The sequence below is a fragment of the Rouxiella sp. Mn2063 genome, assembly GCF_049319665.1.
GTDB lineage: Bacteria > Pseudomonadota > Gammaproteobacteria > Enterobacterales > Enterobacteriaceae > JBMOUD01.
This window is the reverse complement of sequence record NZ_JBMOUD010000001.1, coordinates 301,255-322,788: the sequence shown is the minus strand read 5'-3', so window position 1 is coordinate 322,788 and position 21,534 is coordinate 301,255. Positions and strand designations below refer to the sequence as shown.

At 44.9% G+C, this 21,534-nt stretch carries 17 protein-coding genes; 7 read left to right on the top strand and 10 right to left on the bottom strand.

The genetic code is table 11. The features are described from left to right. Positions 1–181: 181 nt before the first annotated feature. Both ACL9RG_RS01365 and ACL9RG_RS01360 read left to right on the top strand, forming a co-directional pair. Complete coding sequence (locus ACL9RG_RS01365) at positions 182–1,567, top strand: diaminobutyrate--2-oxoglutarate transaminase (protein ID WP_422790767.1); 1,386 nt, start codon at positions 182–184, stop codon at positions 1,565–1,567. A 13-nt stretch (positions 1,568–1,580) separates the two neighbouring features. Continuing rightward, positions 1,581–3,053 carry a pyridoxal phosphate-dependent decarboxylase family protein gene (locus tag ACL9RG_RS01360; RefSeq protein ID WP_422790766.1) on the top strand — a complete coding sequence of 491 codons (1,473 nt, stop codon included), beginning with the start codon at positions 1,581–1,583 and terminating at the stop codon, positions 3,051–3,053. Between the two features lie 299 nt (positions 3,054–3,352). Here the strand turns inward: ACL9RG_RS01360 and ACL9RG_RS01355 are convergent, their stop codons facing one another. The 3 genes from ACL9RG_RS01355 to ACL9RG_RS01345 form a co-directional block, all read right to left on the bottom strand. Continuing rightward, the gene (locus ACL9RG_RS01355; protein WP_422790765.1) at positions 3,353–5,293 is read right to left on the bottom strand and encodes an AAA family ATPase; all 1,941 of its coding nucleotides are present in this window, start codon (positions 5,291–5,293) and stop codon (positions 3,353–3,355) included. A gap of 507 nt (positions 5,294–5,800) precedes the next feature. Further along, positions 5,801–7,132, bottom strand: a complete 1,332-nt coding sequence (locus ACL9RG_RS01350; protein WP_422790764.1) for a molecular chaperone DnaJ — start codon at positions 7,130–7,132, stop codon at positions 5,801–5,803. A gap of 3 nt (positions 7,133–7,135) precedes the next feature. Continuing rightward, positions 7,136–8,836, bottom strand: coding sequence for an Hsp70 family protein (locus ACL9RG_RS01345; RefSeq protein ID WP_422790763.1), 1,701 nt, complete (start codon positions 8,834–8,836; stop codon positions 7,136–7,138). A 223-nt stretch (positions 8,837–9,059) separates the two neighbouring features. Here ACL9RG_RS01345 and ACL9RG_RS01340 point away from each other — a divergent pair, with 223 nt between their 5' ends. After that, positions 9,060–10,283 carry a PD-(D/E)XK nuclease family protein gene (locus tag ACL9RG_RS01340; protein ID WP_422790762.1) on the top strand — a complete coding sequence of 408 codons (1,224 nt, stop codon included), beginning with the start codon at positions 9,060–9,062 and terminating at the stop codon, positions 10,281–10,283. A gap of 27 nt (positions 10,284–10,310) precedes the next feature. Next, a complete protein-coding gene (locus tag ACL9RG_RS01335) occupies positions 10,311–10,640 on the top strand; it encodes a hypothetical protein (protein WP_422790761.1) in 330 nt (109 codons plus the stop codon). 217 nt (positions 10,641–10,857) lie between these two features. On the opposite strand, the gene ACL9RG_RS01330 is transcribed toward ACL9RG_RS01335, so the two are convergent. The 5 genes from ACL9RG_RS01330 to ACL9RG_RS01310 form a co-directional block, all read right to left on the bottom strand. Beyond that, positions 10,858–11,904, bottom strand: coding sequence for a fimbrial protein (locus ACL9RG_RS01330; RefSeq protein WP_422790760.1), 1,047 nt, complete (start codon positions 11,902–11,904; stop codon positions 10,858–10,860). A gap of 131 nt (positions 11,905–12,035) precedes the next feature. After that, positions 12,036–12,800, bottom strand: a complete 765-nt coding sequence (locus tag ACL9RG_RS01325) for a fimbria/pilus periplasmic chaperone (RefSeq protein ID WP_422790759.1) — start codon at positions 12,798–12,800, stop codon at positions 12,036–12,038. 111 nt (positions 12,801–12,911) lie between these two features. Continuing rightward, complete coding sequence (locus ACL9RG_RS01320; protein WP_422790758.1) at positions 12,912–15,431, bottom strand: outer membrane usher protein; 2,520 nt, start codon at positions 15,429–15,431, stop codon at positions 12,912–12,914. 265 nt (positions 15,432–15,696) lie between these two features. After that, positions 15,697–16,293, bottom strand: coding sequence for a fimbrial protein (locus ACL9RG_RS01315; RefSeq protein ID WP_422790757.1), 597 nt, complete (start codon positions 16,291–16,293; stop codon positions 15,697–15,699). A 149-nt stretch (positions 16,294–16,442) separates the two neighbouring features. Further along, complete coding sequence (locus tag ACL9RG_RS01310; RefSeq protein WP_422790756.1) at positions 16,443–17,045, bottom strand: hypothetical protein; 603 nt, start codon at positions 17,043–17,045, stop codon at positions 16,443–16,445. Positions 17,046–17,527: 482 nt separating this feature from the next. Between ACL9RG_RS01310 and ACL9RG_RS01305 the strand changes: the two genes are divergently transcribed. Continuing rightward, on the top strand, positions 17,528–18,373 hold the full coding sequence (locus tag ACL9RG_RS01305) for a winged helix-turn-helix domain-containing protein (RefSeq protein ID WP_422790755.1): 846 nt from the start codon (positions 17,528–17,530) through the stop codon (positions 18,371–18,373). Beyond that, positions 18,370–18,852 (top strand): hypothetical protein, encoded by a 483-nt coding sequence (locus ACL9RG_RS01300; protein WP_422790754.1) that lies wholly within the window; start codon positions 18,370–18,372, stop codon positions 18,850–18,852. The genes ACL9RG_RS01305 and ACL9RG_RS01300 overlap by 4 nt, the downstream gene beginning before the upstream one ends. A gap of 73 nt (positions 18,853–18,925) precedes the next feature. On the opposite strand, the gene ACL9RG_RS01295 is transcribed toward ACL9RG_RS01300, so the two are convergent. After that, a complete protein-coding gene (locus ACL9RG_RS01295; RefSeq protein WP_422790753.1) occupies positions 18,926–19,597 on the bottom strand; it encodes a DsbA family protein in 672 nt (223 codons plus the stop codon). Between the two features lie 211 nt (positions 19,598–19,808). Next, positions 19,809–20,477, bottom strand: a complete 669-nt coding sequence (locus ACL9RG_RS01290) for an alanyl-tRNA editing protein (protein WP_422790752.1) — start codon at positions 20,475–20,477, stop codon at positions 19,809–19,811. Positions 20,478–20,583: 106 nt separating this feature from the next. Between ACL9RG_RS01290 and ACL9RG_RS01285 the strand changes: the two genes are divergently transcribed. Then, positions 20,584–21,525 carry a LysR family transcriptional regulator gene (locus tag ACL9RG_RS01285; RefSeq protein ID WP_422790751.1) on the top strand — a complete coding sequence of 314 codons (942 nt, stop codon included), beginning with the start codon at positions 20,584–20,586 and terminating at the stop codon, positions 21,523–21,525. Positions 21,526–21,534: the final 9 nt, after the last annotated feature.

Genomic DNA, 21,534 nt, shown 5'->3' with positions numbered 1-21,534 from the left:
ATCAATAATATATTGATTCGTATAAATAAAACATAAACAAAACTATACAAAATAAATCATTGAGCCGGGGGGTAAAAAGCCATATATTGGCCCCGTTTTTTACCCAGTACCCATTGTGGTTAGATTTTTCTTTCAATTTATTCAACTGCGGCGTTACAGAACCCTCAGTTGTGGGAGTGATATGATGACGGATAAAGTCCGTATTGATACTTTAGGCGCGAATTCATTAAATGGAAACAATGAAACCTATTTGGCAAGACAGGCTGAATTTGAATCGAACGTAAGGAGTTATCCACGTAAATTGCCGTTGGCAATTGCGAAAGCCTCAGGCGTTTGGATAACCGATGTCGAAGATAATCAGTATCTTGACTGCCTGGCTGGCGCAGGAACACTGGCGTTAGGACATAACCATCCCGACATACTGAATAGCATCCAAACTGTCATTACTAGCGGCTTGCCGTTACATACGTTGGATCTTACAACACCGTTGAAAGATCAGTTCTCTGAATATTTGCTTTCTATTTTGCCAGGTCAAGGCAAAGAGTATTGCCTGCAGTTTACCGGCCCTTCTGGTGCCGATGCAGTCGAAGCTGCTTTGAAATTGGCTAAAAAAGTCACCGGCCGTTCTGGTGTGATCAGCTTCTCTGGCGGCTATCACGGTATGACCCACGGTGCGCTGGCTGTCACCGGTAACCTGTCTCCGAAAGAAGCGGTTAACGGCATGATGCCAGAAGTGCAATTTATGCCTTACCCGCACGAATACCGCTGCCCGCTGGGCATTGGCGGCGAGGCTGGCGTAAAAGCACTGACCTATTACTTTGACAACCTGATCAACGACGTAGAAAGCGGCGTGCGCAAACCTGCGGCCGTTATTCTGGAAGCGGTTCAGGGCGAAGGCGGCGTTAACCCGGCACCAGCCGAGTGGTTGCAACGCATTCGTAAAGTAACCAAAGAGCACGGCATCTTACTGATTATCGATGAAGTACAGGCTGGCTTTGCCCGTACCGGTAAGCTGTTTGCCTTTGAACACGCAGGCATCGAGCCAGACATTATTGTGATGTCTAAGGCCGTTGGCGGCGGTTTGCCACTGGCAGTATTGGGTATTAAGAAAGAATTTGATGCCTGGTCTCCTGGTCACCACACAGGTACCTTCCGCGGTAACCAGTTGGCGATGGCAACCGGCCTGACAACGCTGAAACACCTGAAAGACAACAAGATTGCCGATAAAGTAGCCGCACAGGGCGACTGGCTGAAAGCTAAGTTAGCTGAGTTGCAAAAGCGCTTCCCGGTGATTGGTCACGTTCGTGGTCTGGGTCTGATGATCGGTATTGAGATCGTTAAACCAAATGAAGCACAGGATCATATGGGTTGTTACCCGGCTGATGGTGCGCTATCTGCTCTGTTGCAGAAAGAGTGCTTTAAAGCTGGCTTGATCTTGGAGCGCGGCGGCCGTGATGGTTGCGTACTGCGTCTGTTGCCGTCATTGCTGATCACTAACGATGAGCTGGAAATTTTCCTCGATAAGTTTGAGCACGCGCTGTTAGCAGCGGGCGTTAAACCTGTCTGAGTGGAGTGAGTCGATGTCTAAGTTAAACCCAATTCTGGCAGGCTCGGTGCAAAGCACCGAGGCTTACCAGCAAGCGATTGCTCAGAGCAGTGAAGCCGTTGTTCAATGGCTGCAACAGTCTGAGATGTATCAGGGGAAGACCGTTGCTGAATTGCGTGAGCGCATCCAGCTGGATTTCAATGCAGAAGGCCTGGGCAATCAGGTTGCTATTGAACGCGCGGTTGAATATTTCTTGAAAGACAGCCTGTCAGTGCACCACCCACAATGTGTGGCGCATTTGCACTGCCCGAGCTTGGTGGTGAGCCAGGCTGCTGAAGTACTGATTAACGCGACCAACCAAAGTATGGACTCGTGGGATCAAAGCCCATCAGCGACCATCATTGAGGTGAAGTTGATCGAGTGGCTGCGTACGCAGGTTGGTTATCAAGCTGGCGATGCTGGGGTGTTCACCAGCGGCGGCACCCAGAGTAATTTGATGGGTCTGATGTTGGCACGTGATGCGTTCTTTGCGCGTCAAGGTCACTCTATCCAGCAAGATGGTCTGATTGGCGATCTGAGAAAGATCAAAGTGTTGTGTTCTGAAAATGCCCATTTCTCGGTGCAGAAGAATATGGCATTGATGGGTCTGGGTTATCAGTCTGTGACATTAGTGAAGACCGATGAATTCGCGCGTATGGACGTGAATGATTTGGCCGCTAAAGTGGCGCAAGCGCAGGCCAATGGCGAGCAGATTCTGGCGATTGTCGCGACAGCAGGTACCACAGATGCGGGTGCAATTGATCCGCTACGTGAGATTGCTGAGCTGGCCGCTAAGCATCAGATCTGGGTGCATGTTGATGCAGCTTGGGGCGGCGCATTGTTGCTGTCTGAGAAATATCGTCATTATCTCGATGGGCTTGAGCTGGTAGATTCCGTGACATTGGACTTCCACAAGCAGTTCTTCCAGACCATTAGCTGTGGCGCATTCTTGTTAAAAGAAGCACGCCATTATGAGCTGATGCGTTATCAGGCTGCATACCTGAACTCTGAGTTTGACGAAGAGCAAGGCGTGCCGAATCTGGTCTCTAAGTCTCTGCAAACCACCCGTCGTTTCGATGCGTTGAAGCTGTGGATGGGCCTGGAAGCTTTGGGTCAGAAGCAATATGCCGAGATTATCGATTGCGGTGTGACGCTGGCACAGCAGGTTGCACAGTATGTGACTGAGCAGGCATCGTTAGAGTTGGTGATGAAGCCGCAGTTGGCGAGCGTGTTGTTCCGCTATCGCCCAGCGCAGTTGGCAGCGAGTGGCGATGCCGCTATCGCGCTGTTTAACCAGCAGATCGGTGATGCGCTGTTGGCATCGGGCCGCGCTAACGTGGGCGTGACTGAGTTTAATGGCGTAACCTGTCTGAAGCTGACGTTGTTGAACCCAACGGTAACTCTGGAAGATATCCAAGTGTTGCTGGCGTTAGTCGATAAGACCGCGCAGCAGTTGCTGGCAGCCTAATCAGCCCTTCCCTACTCTGTTTCTGACGAAAACTGTGTCTGAAGAGACCTGTTTTTGAAGAGACAAACAGTTAAAAGCCGATAACTTTCGAGTTATCGGCTTTTTTATTGGGGCGGGCGGCTTGGATTATGTTGTCTATAGGATCGAGATACCCGGGTATCGCACCGCTAGGGGCGCTCCGGCGGGCAAGCCGCTACGACCCCAACGCGGCGCTCTCCCTAATAACGGGATTGGGTGGTTTTCTATAAACAATAGTATTTTATATTTTCGACTGTATTAATTAGACCAGACAGCATATTTTATAAATGATCAAGATATGGTGAGCATAGCTGCTTAAAGGTATCTCGCCACAACAATGGAATAGATTGATAATCAGTCCAATTATTTGTTATGAATCGATGCGCAGTATATGGTTTTTCTTTTGAAGGTGCCTGATAATTTAATACGTCCTCGATACAATTAGTTAGCATTATCCTCCTATCTGAGCCACATTGAGCAAGTATTAGTGGATTATATTTTTCAGCACCAGCAACAGTACTATCCTCATCATGCAAAATAATATAGTTAATCCCTAACGCATTAAAATATTTAGCAATTGAAATAAATATTGATTTACCCCTACCCCGTAAAACCTCACAATTGCTTATAACTATCGATCTATCTTCATCCGATAATCTTTTTAGAGTCTCTCTAAATACAACCTCTTCCGTATCACCTTCAACAAAAATACATTTATTAGTAAAAAATGCTCTAGATATGCAATCATCTACTTTCAAAAGCATTTTTAAATTCAGTTTTTCATCAGCTTGTAAATTTTTAAATGCCTCAGTTAAGTTAAATGTAGATGTTGCAGTGAAACCAGCTTCAGTACGATATAACTTTGTTAAGCTTAATTTCTTATCCGAAGATAAATCAATCATATATGGGGAATGAGTTGTAGCAATAATTTGACAATTAGGCCCCGCTAATTTATATAATGCATCTCTCATTTGATTTGCAGCAGATGGGTGGAGATAAATTTCAGGCTCTTCGAAGCAAAATATAGTCGATCTAGGTATTTCCGCTTCTTTATTATAAAAATCATGTACAAATCGATAAAGTTGAAAAGCCGTAGCCCTGATCATTCCATGCCCTTGCAACTTTACTGGGGTTTTTACATTACTTTCCATCTCGACATTAAACATTGGTTGAATAACTTTGTCCGCGTCTTCTAGCGAAGCACCAACATGAACACTTGATTCTGGGAATATAGATTTTATCATCTTATTTAATTCAGACATTAACCGACCAAAATCAGTGTCAATATCTGAAGGATCTAACTCTTTAGCCAAATTATTTAATAACAATTGAGCCTGCTGGTAATTTTCTGATTTTTTTCTTACCGCTGAAAAAAGTTCACTCATAAGAGAGTGAAGAGAGCCGTTACGACTATCCAACTCATCAATACATGATTCAGCTGGGATTATTACAACCCGTGGTAGTTTTGATAATACGTTCCCAGGTATTCCACCGGGATTTTCCACCCATTGCTCTTCAGAATTACTATCAACATCCCAGTAGGCCGGCAAGTCCTGCAAAATAACCTCTATTGCAGCGGCCTTTAATTTACTATCGAGTTTTTTCTTACCGAATGCAGTTATAATGAACTCTTCTGAAAAATCATCACCAATAAGATCCCTTACTGTTTTCGCATCCTTATATTTATTACTTACAGTTTTATTATACTCAAGCATAAAAACAGCTGGTTTTGATGACGCAATATTCCATTTCTTTTTATATACTATTTTATTTTTGGTTTCTCCGGGGCGAGGATTATTATTTTCCACAACCCTACCTTTAAATCCAACCCACTCCTTAGCCTCATCAGGTATATTATGATATTCAGCAAGTATTTCCACTTCATTTTCGAATTTGAAACCATCATGTATACTTGTTGTTTTTTCATTACTTCCCTCACCATCTATTTCACTCTCATCAGCAAGGACCTCTTCCCCAGCTAATAAAACATACTTTGTAAAATCATCGCGAGATAAATTTTTATTTCCATGTAGAAACTCTAATATAGCGAAAACACTAGACTTCCCTGCATTGTTAGGTCCAATAAGGAAAGTTGCATCTTCGAACTTTATCTCACACTCTTTTAGCTTTCTGAAGTTATTTACTTTAATTTTATGCAAATACATATTTTCACCAAAGGAATTTATTTTAAACTCACAATAATAGTGAGCAATATTTTCCACTGATGAAATTTAAAAAACCATATAAAATAACTAATTTAGATTATTTTAATAAAAAATAGCCACTCAATACTTACAAACACATTTTATATATTCCACGATATACTTACATTAAAAGAATAAAAAATCAACAAAAAATAAGAAAAATCCCATTCAAATTAAATATATCATTAAAACAAAAATCATAACCCCGTGGGGCTATGACTAAGCTAAAGTTATTTCACGATCTTATCCCTCGCCCTTTAATGACCTGATCTAACTCTTGCAGGCTCTTTTCTGACAGCAGTTCGACCGGCTTTAATCGGGCGTGTAATTCAGGGGTAGCTTCTTTCGGGGGGATCACCAGGCAGCTGGCAAGTCGGTCAATGAACCCTTGGGGTAGTAGCGAGCTTGCTCGCCAGAGAGCACCGTGACTTACTAAGTCCGGGAATCTCGATATCGAAGACAATATTGCTATCAAACGTCACGCACTAAAATTTTAGTGCACTTATTTAGATGGTAGCCTTGGCCTTACCACACAAAGAACGTCATCTGGATAACAATGCCGTATAACATCGGCAGCAGCATCATCCCGAGGAGGTTAACTAACGGCGGTAATCCACGGATAAAGAGTATCGGAAACATGAGAAAAACGATCATGATAGTGACGGGTAACGCACGCCATTTATGACGATGTTTCCATAATGTCCAAAGAATCGGTGTGATAACAAAAGCGACGAGTAAAACCACCATTATCCACATCGTATCTGCATCATTACCCTTCCAACGGCTAATCCCATACCACACACGATATATCGCAAAGCCAATCACGACTAACGAGGTTAACCAGAAAACCGCATGTGAGATTTTATGTGCCGTCGTGCCTACTGGATATCGCTGTACTAATGCTGGATAACCCCAAAGATATGTAAAGACAAAGAGCAACATTGCAGCGGCCTGCATTGCCATTTTTGGGGATTCGTGCCCCGGTAACCACGCGGTATACCCCCAAAAAAATACGCCGATAATAGCCCCCCAACTCAGCGCTAAGCTTGGGCGGGATAAAATGGTTAGCAGTTCTGGATTTAGACGCGAGATAAGCCCAGGAAATCGCCCGCGCAGTTCACCAACCTGCTTTGCTAGCCCTTGTAGAAAATCAGGGATCAACCTTGCCCACCAAGATACAGTGGCCCCTTTTTCGCTCAGCAGTCGCCATTTTAGCTGCCCTAATCGGCTGCCACCGTATTGGCGTGCCAGAAACTGCCAATAGTTATCCTGCTCAGTCAGGACAATTTGCTCTTCAAAAGCTTGTAATTGCCTAGGGGTCAGATGCGAGGCGCGATAATTATCTACGCCCCAATCCATGATTGCCGAGACTTCGTGAAGGGTGCAGCGATACAAACCCGGTTGTGAGTCCAGAGCTTCAGCCAACGCCAGACTGAATACGCGCCGAGCCTCTAGCGCATCAGGTAAATCGCGATCAAGATAGTCATGCAAACGCTGGCGTCCGGCGAGCTCATCATCAACCAACAGCACGGCTAGCTCCGATGCCTTGGTGTGCAACGCGTCATAACGCCAGGTAGCGTCGGGAGCACAAGCTGTTTCCGCCATCAACGACTGAGCATCATCCACCATCGGAGCTAATGGCGGCGACTCAACAACAGGCGCAATCCTTTTTACACTCTTGGACTGCTCCGTATTCGCGCTATAACGCTTGGCGCTATCAAATGCCTCACGCAACTGCTGGAAACCTTGCGGGTCTTTATCAGGCCGGTGCTGCTTTAATTTTTGGGCATACGCACGACGGATCTCGTTTGCATCAGTCGTAGGCGCAATACCCAATACATCCCATATCGTCGCCATTAATTACATTCCATCATCCAACTGATCCAATACCTGGCGTAACACATCCCGCGCCGTGACAATCGCCCGCGTATCTTGTCTATTCAGTGCCTGTTCAAACAGACCGGTGTAATGGTCGATCATCTGTCGACGCTCACCTAGCGTCTGCTCATAACGCAACCCGGCTTCAGCCAGTAACTGACGGTTTGCCGGGACATCGCGCGGATGTTGCTTCAGGCTATCAAGTTGCTTAAGTCGCTCAGCGATCTCTTGCGGACTCAGTGAACCCGGCGCTTTTTCAACAATCATTGTTGAGGTTGCCGCTTCGCCGCTGATGTTACATTGCACCTCTAAAATACCGTCAAGCGTATAGGTAAAACGTACGTCAACGCTCACCTCCCCGGCTTTGCGCTGCGGGACACTGATCGACATACTATCGAGCAATAAATTATCACTGACGCGTCGTGCCTCCCCCTGGTAGACCGCGATATCGATTCGACTCTGGTTATCGTGTAGCGTGCTAAAACTCTCAACTATACTGACTGGCACAAAAGCATTGCGCTCTATTAGCGGACTGAAATAGCCCTCTTCGATTTTCTCACCATGACGTCGTGCCACTTCAATCCCCAAGGAATAAGGCATCACATCGGTTAACACGATGTCATCCAATGCACGATCTTCGGCAATCAGCCCGGCCTGAATACCGGCACCCAATGCGACGACTTCATCAGGATTAAGCTCGTTACGAGGGAAGCGACCAAACATGCGGGTTGCCAGTTGGCGCACAATTGGCATTCGTGTTGCGCCACCGACCAGAATCACATGATCCAGCTCATTAGCGTCAAACTGCGCATCTTGCAATGCCTGCACCACCGGCTTTTTTAAACGCGAGAGTAAACCACTGCAACATTCACTAAAAAGCTCGCTGCTCAGTTCCCAGCTAAACTCCTGCCCAGCATAGGTGAGCTGCGCCAAGGCGAGATCTTGAATGCTTAACTGGTACTTGAGATCTTCAGCAAGGTAGGTTAATTCCGCCAACAGCGTTGGATTATCAGATGGCAGGACAGGGTAAAGAGTCATCATCCATTGGCGAATTGCCTCGGTAAAATCATCGCCTCCCAACCAGGCGTCACCGCTACTGGCACGAACTTCGATTACACCTTCGAACATATCAACAATCGAGACATCAAAGGTGCCGCCACCCAAATCAAAGACCAGGAATTTTTGTTCGTTATTGTCGGCCAGACCATAAGCCAAGGACGCCGCCGTCGGCTCGTTCAGTAGCCTTTCAACTTCTAACCCAGCCAGTTGCCCTGCTGCTTTGACCGCTTTACGTTGCGAATCATTAAAATAGGCGGGGACGGTGATCGCAGCACGGGTTACCGAGCAACCTAGCGCCACTTCAGCATCGGCTTTCAGTTTACGCAGTACCAGCGCCGATAGCTCCTCGGCGCGAAACTGACGATCGCCCAAGGTGAACGTTTTGTCGGTACCCATATAGCGCTTGAAACTGGCAATGCTCAGATGTGGATGGCTCACCAATCGTGCTTTAGCTGCCTCACCCACCAGCACATTACCCATATCATCAAGGCCAACTACCGATGGCGTTAATCGCTCGCCCTGCGCACCGTTGATAAGCTGCGGCTGGCCTTGTGAAAAGCAAGTAACAGCGCTATTCGACGTGCCTAAATCAATACCAATAATGGGCGAGATATTTTCTGCCATAAAAATGTATTCCCTATACGGATTCACAACGCTCAGTCAGCAAATGATATCGCGACTTCATAAGTTTTATGTCCGGTCAGCTAACGAATCGTTTAACACAGCCAAGATATACAAAAGACTTAAGGATAGTTATCGTATCGAATGAGGAATGAGATTAGCTTTTTTTGTTATTTTTTCATTGGATGAATAACAACCGATGATTTTATAAACATCTGGAATGAACATGGATAAAAATTTAAGTGAGCTAGTGAGTTTGCTCACCCACATTAGCGTTTGGGATAAATTAGATCGCCAAGTAAAGGAACATAATCAGAGCAAGGTCGCCCCCGATTTTCGCCTGTTTAATTTTTTCCGCGTCGATGAGATGGCTTTATCTCGCTGCCTGGCATTTTTGTTGAACCCGCAGGGTGCTCATGGGCAAGGAAAACTGTTCCTGTCTCGCTTTATCAGATTATTACCTGAAAACGTGATGTTTCAAGCCTCTGATGACGTGAGAATACGCACCGAATACACTTTACCTGATTCTCGCAGGCTTGATCTGTTACTCACCCAGTCAAATTCTGCCATTGCTATTGAAAATAAGCCGTGGGCTGAGGATCAGCCACGGCAATTACATGATTATGCCCATTGGATGAATGGCCGGTATTTTAATAATCATTGGTTATTAGTGTATCTGTGTAACAACGATATTAGTGAATATTCCTTACCCGCTAACAGCAGTGATGAGTTGAAAAAGAATACTTTTCCGCTGACTTTCTATCATCTGGTTGAATGGCTAGAAGAGTGTTTACTGCATGTTCAGGCACCACAGATACGGCTTTTTATTGATGAACTCGTACTATTCATTAACGAACAAATAAATGGAGAAAGTAAGGTGGTCGATAGCAGTGAGTTATCACAACTGATACTGAGCAGCGCTGAGAACGTCCGCGCAACCTTCCTGGCTGCGCAAAGCTTACGCAATATAAAATCGCAAATGTGGCATCAATTTATTAATTACCTAGAAACTCAACTTTCGCCACTTGGTGCAGTTATTGAGGCTGAGCACGGTTTGCATGAGGGCAAAAAAGAGTGTGGATTCCTTATTCAATTCAATCCAAATGACATCTTCGCCCTGAAATGGCAATTTGAATATGCAAACCACAAAGGTTTGTGTTTTGGCATCGTCTCTTATCAAGAACCTAATGTAGAGCGAGATGCCGTACTTTACTCAAAAATTCATCAATCAATGAGCCAGATGTTTAGTTTTGTTAGTGAAGAAAAAATGGCTTGGTGGCCTTGGTGGTGCTGGATTGAATCGGCAATGGAGATCCCGAGACACTGGGATATGAACCCAGAAGCCTGGCTTTGTCTATTGGATAAAAGCGCAAAAAGCTTTGCACAGTCGGTCATTAATATAGCCAAAGAGATGAAAGAAAAATTCCCTCTTGAGCTGCTGAGAGGATGATTGCAACAACATGGAATATCGAAATTTATGAGTAATGTCGGTATCGCTATTCACGGCAAAACAAAATTGATATTTGTTGCCTCGCTTTTACTGTTTAGTACTTCAATACTGGGCGAGGAAAATCGTGATCCAAGTTTTATCCTCTCTGATTGCCTGGGAGAGTTTATCACCCCGAGATTAATGAAAGCTGAGACAAGTGTTCTGGTTGATAGTGCATTTAACGTATGTAAAGAGGAGACAAAGGCTTACACACAGCGTTACCCAGAGTCTATGCAGCAATATGCGTTAAAAAACATGAGAGAAGCGATAACATGGACGACAAACGCTCAAAAAGAACACGCCAAAAATAAACCTTGATTGATTTGTTCTATCCGGAAAACTGGCTATTCGATGATGACAGCGCTGATATACTCTGTTCGTTTCAGCGCTAAATTACGAATTCTGCCGTGTACAACCATTGCGTTTAGCTAATTGACGTTGTCATATAAGGCACCTTTGGTATGCGGTGTATCCTCTAGCGGCACATCTATTATTTTGGAAAACGATTCCATCAACGCTTTGAACCATTGAGAGGCTAATCATATTTCATCATAATTACAGCACTAGCAGAAAACGTTCCCTTTAATAACTCGTCTTTATTCTGCATTAAAATAGCCGTATATTCGCGAGTGCTACCAACATTACCTTTCTTGGTAAGATTATGCCACTCTTTAAAAGATAAAGCAGAACCATCAGTATTATCGCGAACTTTTATACCTACAGAGTTATTATCGGTAGGTATCAATGTTAATTTATCGTCAGATAATGTACCCGTCATTGGGTTCAAAAAAATGCTGACACCATAGCTATTAGGCGTGTCACCAACACAACTTCGTGTCTCAATAATACTAAATTTTTTATTACCAAGCTCCTGACCAGGCTGGGATTTTGCCGATATATTACCAAAGTCAATATACTCAGGACTGACGGTCACATTAGATGTACAAGCACTATAACGAACATCACTTAATCCACTGAGAGAAAGTTTAAAGTTAGGGTCGTTATTATTTAAGCCTCCTTGTCCATCGATCGTTAATAAGCCCAAGTTACTTATAGAAATAAGTCTGGCTGGAAGCTTACCTACACCACTACTGGCGGGGGATGTTTTTTTGATAACGACAGTAATAGGGATGCTTTTTTGTTCTTTGTAAGTACCACACTCAGCTGGTTTACCACAGCCGTTAACCGACAAATTAACATCCAGCTTAGTCATAGAATTATTTTGAAGCCATGATGTAGAACCAGATCCCGTCGTTATGCCAATCGAAGCATCCCCACTAGAAATAGATAGTTTTTGATAATTCAGATAAATATAAAGATTTTCTGTTGACGTACCCGCCACATCGTTCCAACAGCGAACATCTACAACAGTCTTTTTACTGTAAATTATACTGTCTGCTGGCAGTTCTCTAAAGACAGTGATGCTAGGTATAGTAATATATGATGGACCTCCATTATTTTCGCATCTTATTGCGTGTGCTTTAGGGATGAAAAAAGAAATCATCGCAAGTAAAAATAAACATTTACCTATATTGCTATAAATTAAAAGCATCTCTTTCTTTATTGATACGTTGTGATACATCTCTACTTACCTTAACGCCATACTTACCGTCAATTCAGGGATATGCTGTCGTTTGTGCAGACAGCACCTCGCTATCAAGCACTGAATACAGCTGCATATATTTTGATATTGTTAAATCAGGTGGACTTAACTCATCCTTCTTTAGTGCTTTTTACACTGCAGACGTTACCACTGCATCCAAATATCAGCTTAGGACGGCCGCCGTAATCATTGATGTAGGTTAATACTGGGTTGTTGCCTAGCGCGGCAGCACTGCCTTTTAGCGTCTCGCTACTTTTAGGTGCGATCATCACTGACTCAAATCCCTCTATCACATCCCCCGTCACACTTGATGCAGCCAGCGATATAGTCACAAAATATGGCGTCGGGTTATACGCCACGTAACGATCGCCCTTTCGCTCCAACGTCAACTGTTCCTGCCAAGGTTTGCTGTTCTGATTAACAGCCAGATTCGTCGGCCGGTAAAAAACCTTTATGCGCGTCTGTAGTGCTATCTGTAGCGTATTCGCTTCCTTGGTCTTAGGCGGAATTTCTCGCAGGTTGAAGTAGTACAAAGTCTCCCGGTCTTGCGCCAGCAGATTTAATCCTCCCGTCGCCTGCACTTTCACCTGGCTTTTCGCTCCTGGCTCCAGACGCTGTACAGGTGGTAAGGCCACCAACGGGTCACTAATTTTCTTCCCCTGCACATCCTCCACCCATGCCTGAGCCAGATAAGGCAGAGTCTTGTTCTGATTAGTCACCCCCAGACTGATAGATTTTTCCGCACCATTTATCACTACCCGAGTACGGTCCAGAGCTAACGCTGCCTGACTTTCCGATGCTGTTAGCAATACCGCAGCCATAGCAATCACACAGGCTAGTATCGTCCCTTTGTTGTACCAGTAAATATTGTTCATACTGTTCTTCCTTATTTCGCTTTCCGATAACCACGCTGGAGCTATTTCCCATCGTCGTCTAAGTTATTTATGATCGACTCGTTGTTGCTAAGAACTAACGGCCTCAGCTCATCAGTCCCGATTCATCACACACGGCAGTAGCAGGCGCTGACTCTGCATATCCGCCGGCAAAGGCGATGGCAGAGTGATATGACATTGCGTTTGCCCTTCCCAATTCACAGTCATCGTCTCACCCGGTTTTATTCCCGACAGCCAGACATCCCCGCCATCGCTTACCATCCCTGTCTGTATGTTGCCCGCATTGACGACCGTAGCCCCGAATGGTGGCGTGCTGCCGTCAACCAGCTTGATGATGGCCATCGCTTTCTGTCCTGCCACCACCCCAAACCGCCGGTAACCTATCGCCCCTTCCGTCAGCGTGCCTTCAACTACAGAGCGGATCATTTCTACGTCACTCCCTAGTTTATTAAGATCTACACTGATGCTGCTGCGGTAATAGCTGCTGATGTCGCTGACTACCGCTTTACCAAATCCGTTACTTTTATTCTGGCCATCGCCGCCATTTATCGGCACTCCACCCACTCCACCGGTGTCGACCAGCATACGAGTACCTCCCGGAGAAGATGCGCGATGCAGTGCCGCGCCCTGCATCGTCGCCGTCATTCCGCCACGCATCAGCATGCCTACAGAGCTGTACTCACTCCCCTGGAAGGCTGCCGTGGCTGAAACCTCAGCCAGTTCACCGTAATGCGTCAGGAATCCACTGCCGGTAGCCCTACTGTCCTGACCAATACCAGCGCTAAGACGATAGTTATTGCTATCGTCTATCTGATCGCTATATCCAACGGTGTGGCCACTGTTTCCTTTGCTGAACTGCCCGTCATAACTCAGCATGCCGTGACTTCCCCACGGCAACGACAGGCTCAGATACACCCCGTCATCCGTCATCCTCTCCTGTTTAGTTCGGTAGGCTGATAAACTCAGGCTGACGTTCTTAAACTGGCCGATATCGAAGTAGCGTGAAATCGACAGGTTATACGTGTTGCTCTCCGGACGATCCCAGTAGGTCTGATGGCTATAGTTGAGATAAGCACTCAAATTTAGCGACCGGAACTGTTGATTAAACGTCAGGGTGTAAAGCTCTTTCCCACTGCCAATGCCACTGCCGGCACTACTACCTGGTTCTGTGTGATAACGTCGGTTTAAGTATTCAGACATACTCATAAAGTCACGCTCAGAGAAACGGTAACCGGCAAAAGTCACCTGACTGTCAGTCTCATCAAAGCGTTTTGAGTAGCTTAGATGATAGGAGCGACCGGATTTAGTCTCATCGTCGGGGATGCTTGCCCGCGACTGTGTGATATCAAAAGAGAGCGCCCCCAGCATCAACAGATCACGCCCAACCCCCATCGTCAGTGCGTTATACTCGCCAGCCAACATGGCGCCACCAAACAATGACCAGCCGTTATTCACCCCCCATGAGAACTCTCCGACGCCAAAAACCGGTCCTTCACTGTTATGCGAGAAGGTCGAGGGTTTACCCGCGGAAATTTTGTAACGCACTAATCCCGGACGAGTCAGATACGGTACGTTGGCGGTCTCCATCTGATAGCTGTTGACGCTGCCATCCTGTTCCTGAACTTTCACATCCAGCTTGCCGACTACCGCATTGCTCAGGCCCTGAATGCGAAAAGGCCCTGCTGCAACAGTGGTTTCATAAATCACCCTGCCTTGCTGACTCACAGTCACCCGGGCGTTTGTCTTCGCTACGCCCACGACCTCAGGGGCGTAACCGCGCAGGTTCGGCGGCAACATATTGTCATCAGAGACCAGACTGGCCCCAACAAAACGAAAGTTGTCAAACAGACCTGAATTCAAGTAATCCTCGCCGACCGTTAGTTTGGCGCGCAGGGAAGAGATAGCCCGATATATATAGAAGCGACTCCAGTCCCAATTCTGGCGTGAACTGTTCGTTCGGCCAGTGGTATGTTCGTACTGTGCCTGCCAATCAGCCCGCAGGCGCCAGGCGCCGATATTGATACCCGTAGTACCATTGCCGCTGGCATTTTGGGTACGGCCTCCTTTCACCTGACGAGTTGCCTGGGCATTCAGGTTGTAATCAAATAACAAGCCTGGGATACCATTATCCCAGCGAGAGGGCGGATCCCAGTTATCCGACGCATACTCCAAATTCGATTGCGGCAAAGTGACGTAAAGCACCCCGGCCCCGATGTCGCCTCGTAGCGTAAGCCCTTTAATAGACGCAGGATCCATGCACTGCCCCTGATGCCACCAACTAACCTGCTTGCGGGCGGTATCGGTGAGCCCCAGTTGATCGACCATCTCTGCGGTCAGGCAGGCTTCACTTTGTTTGGGGTCATTTTCCGGAGGAAAAAATGCAATATCCCGCTCGGGGAGGTGGCTTTGATTGACCTGTAAAGCCAGGCTGTAGGTACCCGGCATCACATAACCGGCCTGCGAGAACTGGCTTAAATTAAGATGTGAACGGTCCTCAACATCTAAGACTTCTGTATTAAATTCCACAGTATCATCAGCCGCTTGCGCGGCAGATAGCCCTGTTTTAGTCAACAAAGCGAGTAACAGAGCATATGCCACCGGTCGCAGCGTCATATTTTTCCTATAGGAATAACGGTACCGGTGCTGCCGCCAACGGAAGTCGACTGGTAACATATCTCCTCTCCCTGGCATAAAGAGTGCGTTTAAAACGTCAGCGCCCGAAAAACGTCTCGGTTTAGCGCATCCAAACTTGCCATACCTATGGCACCGTTAACTTTTCATGGCGCGGCCTTTTCTGCTGACTTCCTTTGTGCGGACAAGTCAATAGAAAAGGCACCGGTGCTTAACCTGTAAGCCTTAGCACCGGTCCTTTACGGATTTACTCGTAAGCCATCATGAAGTTAGTCACTGAGCTAAATGATCCTGGAATCACTGCGTCTTTTACCGATGAGCCTTGGACGTAAGCCTGGAAACGCAGCTCGTTATCGCCTTGGGTCAATGCCACTGTTGATGTCGTCGCTGGTTTGATAACGGTACCGCCCAGATCGGTTATCACTACCCCAACACCTTTAGCTTGGCCGGTCACCGCGAAAGCCCCGTCCAACCCAGCGGCTGTATCGCCCGCAGTACCGTTGAAGGTCACTTTTACCCCTTTCATCGTGCCAAGATCGCAACCATCCAAATTGATGCTGACTGGTACTGGCGTTGATTTACCGCCGCCGGCCAACTGCTTGTTAGCAATAGAACCCAACTTAACGGTTTGGTCCTGGCTGAGAGGATTAATGGAACAAGGCGCGTCTATAATGTCGCCCTTGAAAGTTATGGTGCCGTGGCCCTGATCGACGAGAGGTTTTACTGGTGGTGTTTCTCCTTCAGCGTGAACAGCCCCCGCCATGGCGGAAGACATAACTAATGCTAAAATGATTTTCCCCATTGGCATTGCAGCAGATAGGGACTTAATTGGAGTTTTGTACATCTTAATATTTCCTTATATAAATATATTTTTCGACCATTCGAAAAATATGGGGAATAAAATAACAACACGCATTTAACCAAGCGTTTTTCGGCCACGCTTAATGACTCATTACTAAGAAAGAGTTTAGGATGTTGTTACATTTATTATATTTAAGACTTAATTTTTTCTATTGGCTCATAAATACACACTGCAACTTTCTTGGTCATTGCAATGATTTTATAAATAAATAGGGCTCTCGCATTCATCCCCTTCAGACCTAACTTTCTTAGTGACGAATTTTTACACGCGCTAATTATATCCACATCAATATTCATTATTGACGAAACCCGCCTCACAGAAACGCCTCTTGCAAGGAAGTCCATTATAATCCTTTCCCGATCGGTCAATGAGTAATAGTTATACCTTGACTGATTATTTGAAAAAATCCTTTTCAAAATCGAAGGAATAGATGAAGTATCAATAAGAGAGATAGATTCATCACTCTGTCTATATGGCATTAATTTCTCAAAAAAATGAAAGCTAGGAATGCCTATAAAGATCACTGTTACAATATTTTTTGGCAATAAGAAAGTGAACCTATCTAATAGGCACAACTCCTCCACAAATAACAATATAAAGTCATCATTTCTGAACTTCTTAGCCAGATTAACTTCAAACGGGAAGGTAAGACATTCAATACCTTCCTTACTACCTTCTAATGATTCATAGAATCCTCGAGAGAAATATGCGTTATCCGAAACGATATACATCATTATTTCTTACCCATTACTTTTAAAATAGTATAATTACTTTACCTCTTCAGCATCTATCATTCTATAAATATGCTAAACCAAGAGGCTTTAAGAGGTTGCAATCTATATCTACATATTTTTTCTTGGTGCTATTTAACCACTCCTACCTATGATTGGATACATTTTTCAACTTAATTAAGACACTTAATAAAATAAAAATAAACTATCAAGATTACTCTTAGAAAAAAAATGACACCCACACCCCCTAGCATCATTTTCAGTAAAAACAATAATTTAACCACAATTTAAGTAAATTAAGTTCAGTTGTTAAGTTACAATTGTGTTAACAAAAATAAAAAAATCCTACTTTTAGATTAAAATAATTCATGATATACATTATTGGAAATTACACCGATTAATTAAAGGTTAATTATATAAAATGCATCTTGCGATCAAGCATTAAACATCGATAAATTTTAAATCATAACAATAAGATTAATACTATGAAAATAACCAATGAAGGCAACAAAAACGCAGAGTGTTATTTGATTGAAAGTGAGATCCTGTTCTTCCCAGAGGATTCCGTGCTTCGTCATATAGAAAAGACAGAGGAAATCACGCTTTTCTCTACCGCATCTCGCTGTCTTGAACTACTTATTAAGAAACATGGCAGCACATTATCACAAAAAGAACTGATGGACACCGCCTGGCTAGGCCAGGGGCATAACGTTACACAAAACACTTTTTACCAGAACATTTCAAATGTCCGTAAGGCTCTCAATGCCCTACTGCCAGAAAAACAGATAATAGTGACAATAAAACGAGTCGGGTTACTTATTCCTAATGAGATATCTATTACCTCAGTCTTCGCTGCAGGAATGGTGATCCCCTCAGCGCCTGTTGTCGGTGAACAAGAACGCACAATAACTGAAGACATAATCAGTACAGTCCCTCATGCAGAAGCGCAACCTATCCCACAAAAAGAGGCGAGTTACTCTCTGTTCAATAAAGTAATTATTGGCGTATTCATACTTAGTATCATTGCCCTTGCTAGCAGCATTTATCTTCACTATATAAAAGGTGAGCAAAAGCCAGTATTTCCCTTCAGAAACTATGTTGTCTATAAGAGGTTCGATAATGGCTGCACAATTATGGTCAACCCAGATGCTGGCAGAATTGATCCGATGAACCGCTACCTGAATAATGCATCAGACTGCAAAGGATATGAGAAAGTGTACGTTACATTGTGGGAACAAAGAATGACTACATCGGCGTTGTACTGCTCCCCAACAGAGGATGGCACAGGATATTCCTGTGTGTCTGAATTTTTTGCAAGGAGCCAAAAATGAGATTAACGCGGTTTACTTTACTTAGCCTGCTCTCATTGGTGCTTCTCATGATTGCCGGTTGGTTCTTCTATCAAAGTTACACAGAAAGCATACGGGCTGAACGTGACTATGAGTGCCGGGCTTTTTTCAAACTAGAAACGCCAGAGTTAAGCATGCCGATGGTTGCAACCTTTCATGTTGAAAACAAAAAAGGGGCATTGTGGTTTAATGGCGGTATTTATAAAAATGGTGTTTTTGTAGCTGCAGTTAATCGTCTCGCATTTTTCGATTTTGATGACAATTGTTTCTGCTCTAAACTCCATATCACTACCTTAACGCGTTTTAGCAATGATAATGTCACCCCAGAGTTGGCAAATGATATTCTTCCCGGTTTTTTATCTCAACAGGGTTCTGTTATTCATTTTAAAATACAGGAAGTAGACAGAGGAATTTTCTTTATGAAAGATAATGCCCCAATGTTTTTCTGCCAATATATCTGAATCATACCCATCATTGTGCACCGTAGATCATCAACATACTACGGTACACAATTGCAGCGGGATGAACAGGATATCAATAGAAACCCTGTTTTGATGAGAATATATCGGGGATATTGAGCAAATCACGAATAACCCCAGCATACTCTTTTGCGTAGGCATCAGGATGGTTACTGTCCATGCCCTCTATTCCTTGATTTATAATCCGGTACTGTCCTGATACATAAAATGATGGCGTATAACTGACGTTAAAATCTTTTACTGCTTTATTTTGTTGCACGACTAATGCTTTGACAGCCTGGCTGTTCTTCGCCAGTTCATAATCTTTCACGCTCACCCCGGCCTGTTGAAAAATCGCCTCAATGCCACCAGCCGTGATAGATTTATTGCTTTTACGAACCCCCTCAAAAAGCAATGGTTCCATTTTCTTTTCAATACCTAAGGTCATAGCAACAGCCCAGGCTTGCGTTAATTCATTACCCGCGGCCCCCATCTGGCTGACATGATATTTTTTGAATTTTATCCCCGCGGGTAAACTAGCTTGTACAGTATCAGCCACATGATACTTCTGTGAGAATAAATAACATGGCATGCAATAAAATGAAAAGAACTCTACTACGTCAGGCGCAGCAGTCACTTTATCAATTCGGCTATATTCCTTCCCTTCATGAGATATTGATTCAGCATTCACCGAAGGAAATGCAGTAAGCAGGCATAAGCACAATAATATCCTGGCAGAGAAAAACATAAATTTTCGTCCCTAATGATAAAGATAATGAGCAAATGATGGATACTACACCAAGGAAACTGAAGAATGTACAGCTGCATAAAGAAAATGACACGGCATGAAGGCCAGTCCTGGCGAAAAACTGATTCAGATATAAGTACATAAGTTATAATGCTAAATGGTTACTTCATGCTTAATTAAACCACTTTTACTAAGTGACTACTGTGCTCTTTTATTGCTGCTGTTCCACACTAGTGATCACCGGCTCAACATCATAATTAAACGTCAATTGTCCTTTTTTAAATTTCATCGATACGACACGGAGTCCAGCAAGCTCACCGGTGCTGTTCACGTGCGTACCGCCGCAGCCGTAAGGCGTGTATTCGCCAAAGGTGACTTGCCGATACTGGTTTTCGTTAATGGTAATTTTGCACGGAAGGTCTTGGGCTATCGCCGCGTCACATAACTGCTGTACCGCCGCAACTTCGAGATCGATTGCCGGAATATCAGTTGAGGCTTTGAACACCACTCGTGCTTCACCAGGCCAGTGATGCGCTTTTATCGCCAACCACCCCTGTGAGACCAATACGTGTGCCAGCAAATGACCGGCTGAATGTAACGTTGAGTGCAAATTGCGGACGTTGGCTGAAACTTGCGCGATGGCTTTCCCTAACGGGATTAGCTGATTAACGTAATGGATAACATCATCGTTTTCGGTAACGACGTGTAACACCTGCGCATCACCAATGCTGCCAACATCGCTCGGTTGCCCTCCCCCCTGTGGATAGAAAGGTGTGACGTCGAGCCTTACCGCATAGCGACCACTGTCAATTTCCCGGCAGCTTAATACCTCAACATCTGCCCCCAATTCGGGAGAATATAGATATAGTTTTTTCGTCATAAGTCCTCTTCCGCCATCTGCATTTTTCTAATCTTGTATGAAATAACATTGTATGAGAGATAGCCTAAAGCGATAATTAGGCAAAATAACAAATAATCTTTGCCTCATGAGCACAAATAAAACTCTCACATTGATGGAAGAAATGGCCGTTTTTGCCAAAGTGGTCGAAACCGGTAGCTTCTCAGAAGTCGCCCGCCAGATGGGTAGCACGCCATCGGCTATCAGTCGTTCGGTCGCCAGGCTTGAGCGGGCGATGGGCATTCGCTTATTGGAAAGAACCACTCGTAAACTACGATTAAGTGAGAGCGGGCAACTCGTTTATGAGCGCTGCGTAGATATGGTTAATGCGGCGCAGTCGGTGATGGCGGTATCGAATCAACTCAGCCCGGAACCACAAGGTCTGATCAGGGTTAGCGTACCTAAAGCAGTGGGTCGCTTTGTGATTCATCCGCATATTGCTGAATTTCTCAATCGTTATCCCAAGATTGACGTACAACTGCGACTCGAAGATCGCTATGTAGACTTGATTGATGAGCAGATAGATTTGGCCATGCGCATCTCCAATCATCCCTCTCCAGGTTTGATGGGCCGCCCGCTGTTTACTATCGAACATTTGTTATGTGCTACGCCAGAATATCTGGCAAGAGAAGGCACGCCCGTGCAGCCGAGCGATCTCAAAGCGCATAACTGTATTTATCTGGGAGAAGAGCCGAGCGATTCGCAATGGAAGTTTCATAAAGAGAATAAGAAAGTCACCGTCGGCGTACAGGGACGCTATGCGGTTAATCATACCGGTGCCCGCCTTGATGCGGTGCTTTCCAATATGGGAATAGCCAGCCTGCCGTTTTTTACTGCCCGCCAAATGCTACAGCAAGGGCAAATCGTGCAGGTACTACCCGACTGGACTTTCCGCACCCAATACTGCGGACAAGTTTGGGTGCTCTACACGCCAACACGCTATCTGGCTCCGAAGTTCAGCGCCTTTATCAATTTTATGGCCGAACGCCTTAGCCACGAACCCACGCTTGCCAGCTCTCTCGGTAAGTAATATCGAGGG

Coding starts and splice junctions, on each gene's coding strand:
- ACL9RG_RS01365 (WP_422790767.1), top strand. CDS start 182: ATGATGACGGATAAAGTCCGTATTGATACTTTAGGCGCGAATTCATTA.
- ACL9RG_RS01360 (WP_422790766.1), top strand. CDS start 1,581: ATGTCTAAGTTAAACCCAATTCTGGCAGGCTCGGTGCAAAGCACCGAG.
- ACL9RG_RS01350 (WP_422790764.1), bottom strand. CDS start 7,132: ATGGCGACGATATGGGATGTATTGGGTATTGCGCCTACGACTGATGCA.
- ACL9RG_RS01345 (WP_422790763.1), bottom strand. CDS start 8,836: ATGGCAGAAAATATCTCGCCCATTATTGGTATTGATTTAGGCACGTCG.
- ACL9RG_RS01340 (WP_422790762.1), top strand. CDS start 9,060: ATGGATAAAAATTTAAGTGAGCTAGTGAGTTTGCTCACCCACATTAGC.
- ACL9RG_RS01335 (WP_422790761.1), top strand. CDS start 10,311: ATGAGTAATGTCGGTATCGCTATTCACGGCAAAACAAAATTGATATTT.
- ACL9RG_RS01330 (WP_422790760.1), bottom strand. CDS start 11,904: ATGTATCACAACGTATCAATAAAGAAAGAGATGCTTTTAATTTATAGC.
- ACL9RG_RS01325 (WP_422790759.1), bottom strand. CDS start 12,800: ATGAACAATATTTACTGGTACAACAAAGGGACGATACTAGCCTGTGTG.
- ACL9RG_RS01320 (WP_422790758.1), bottom strand. CDS start 15,431: ATGACGCTGCGACCGGTGGCATATGCTCTGTTACTCGCTTTGTTGACT.
- ACL9RG_RS01315 (WP_422790757.1), bottom strand. CDS start 16,293: ATGTACAAAACTCCAATTAAGTCCCTATCTGCTGCAATGCCAATGGGG.
- ACL9RG_RS01310 (WP_422790756.1), bottom strand. CDS start 17,045: ATGATGTATATCGTTTCGGATAACGCATATTTCTCTCGAGGATTCTAT.
- ACL9RG_RS01305 (WP_422790755.1), top strand. CDS start 17,528: ATGAAAATAACCAATGAAGGCAACAAAAACGCAGAGTGTTATTTGATT.
- ACL9RG_RS01300 (WP_422790754.1), top strand. CDS start 18,370: ATGAGATTAACGCGGTTTACTTTACTTAGCCTGCTCTCATTGGTGCTT.
- ACL9RG_RS01295 (WP_422790753.1), bottom strand. CDS start 19,597: ATGTTTTTCTCTGCCAGGATATTATTGTGCTTATGCCTGCTTACTGCA.
- ACL9RG_RS01290 (WP_422790752.1), bottom strand. CDS start 20,477: ATGACGAAAAAACTATATCTATATTCTCCCGAATTGGGGGCAGATGTT.
- ACL9RG_RS01285 (WP_422790751.1), top strand. CDS start 20,584: ATGAGCACAAATAAAACTCTCACATTGATGGAAGAAATGGCCGTTTTT.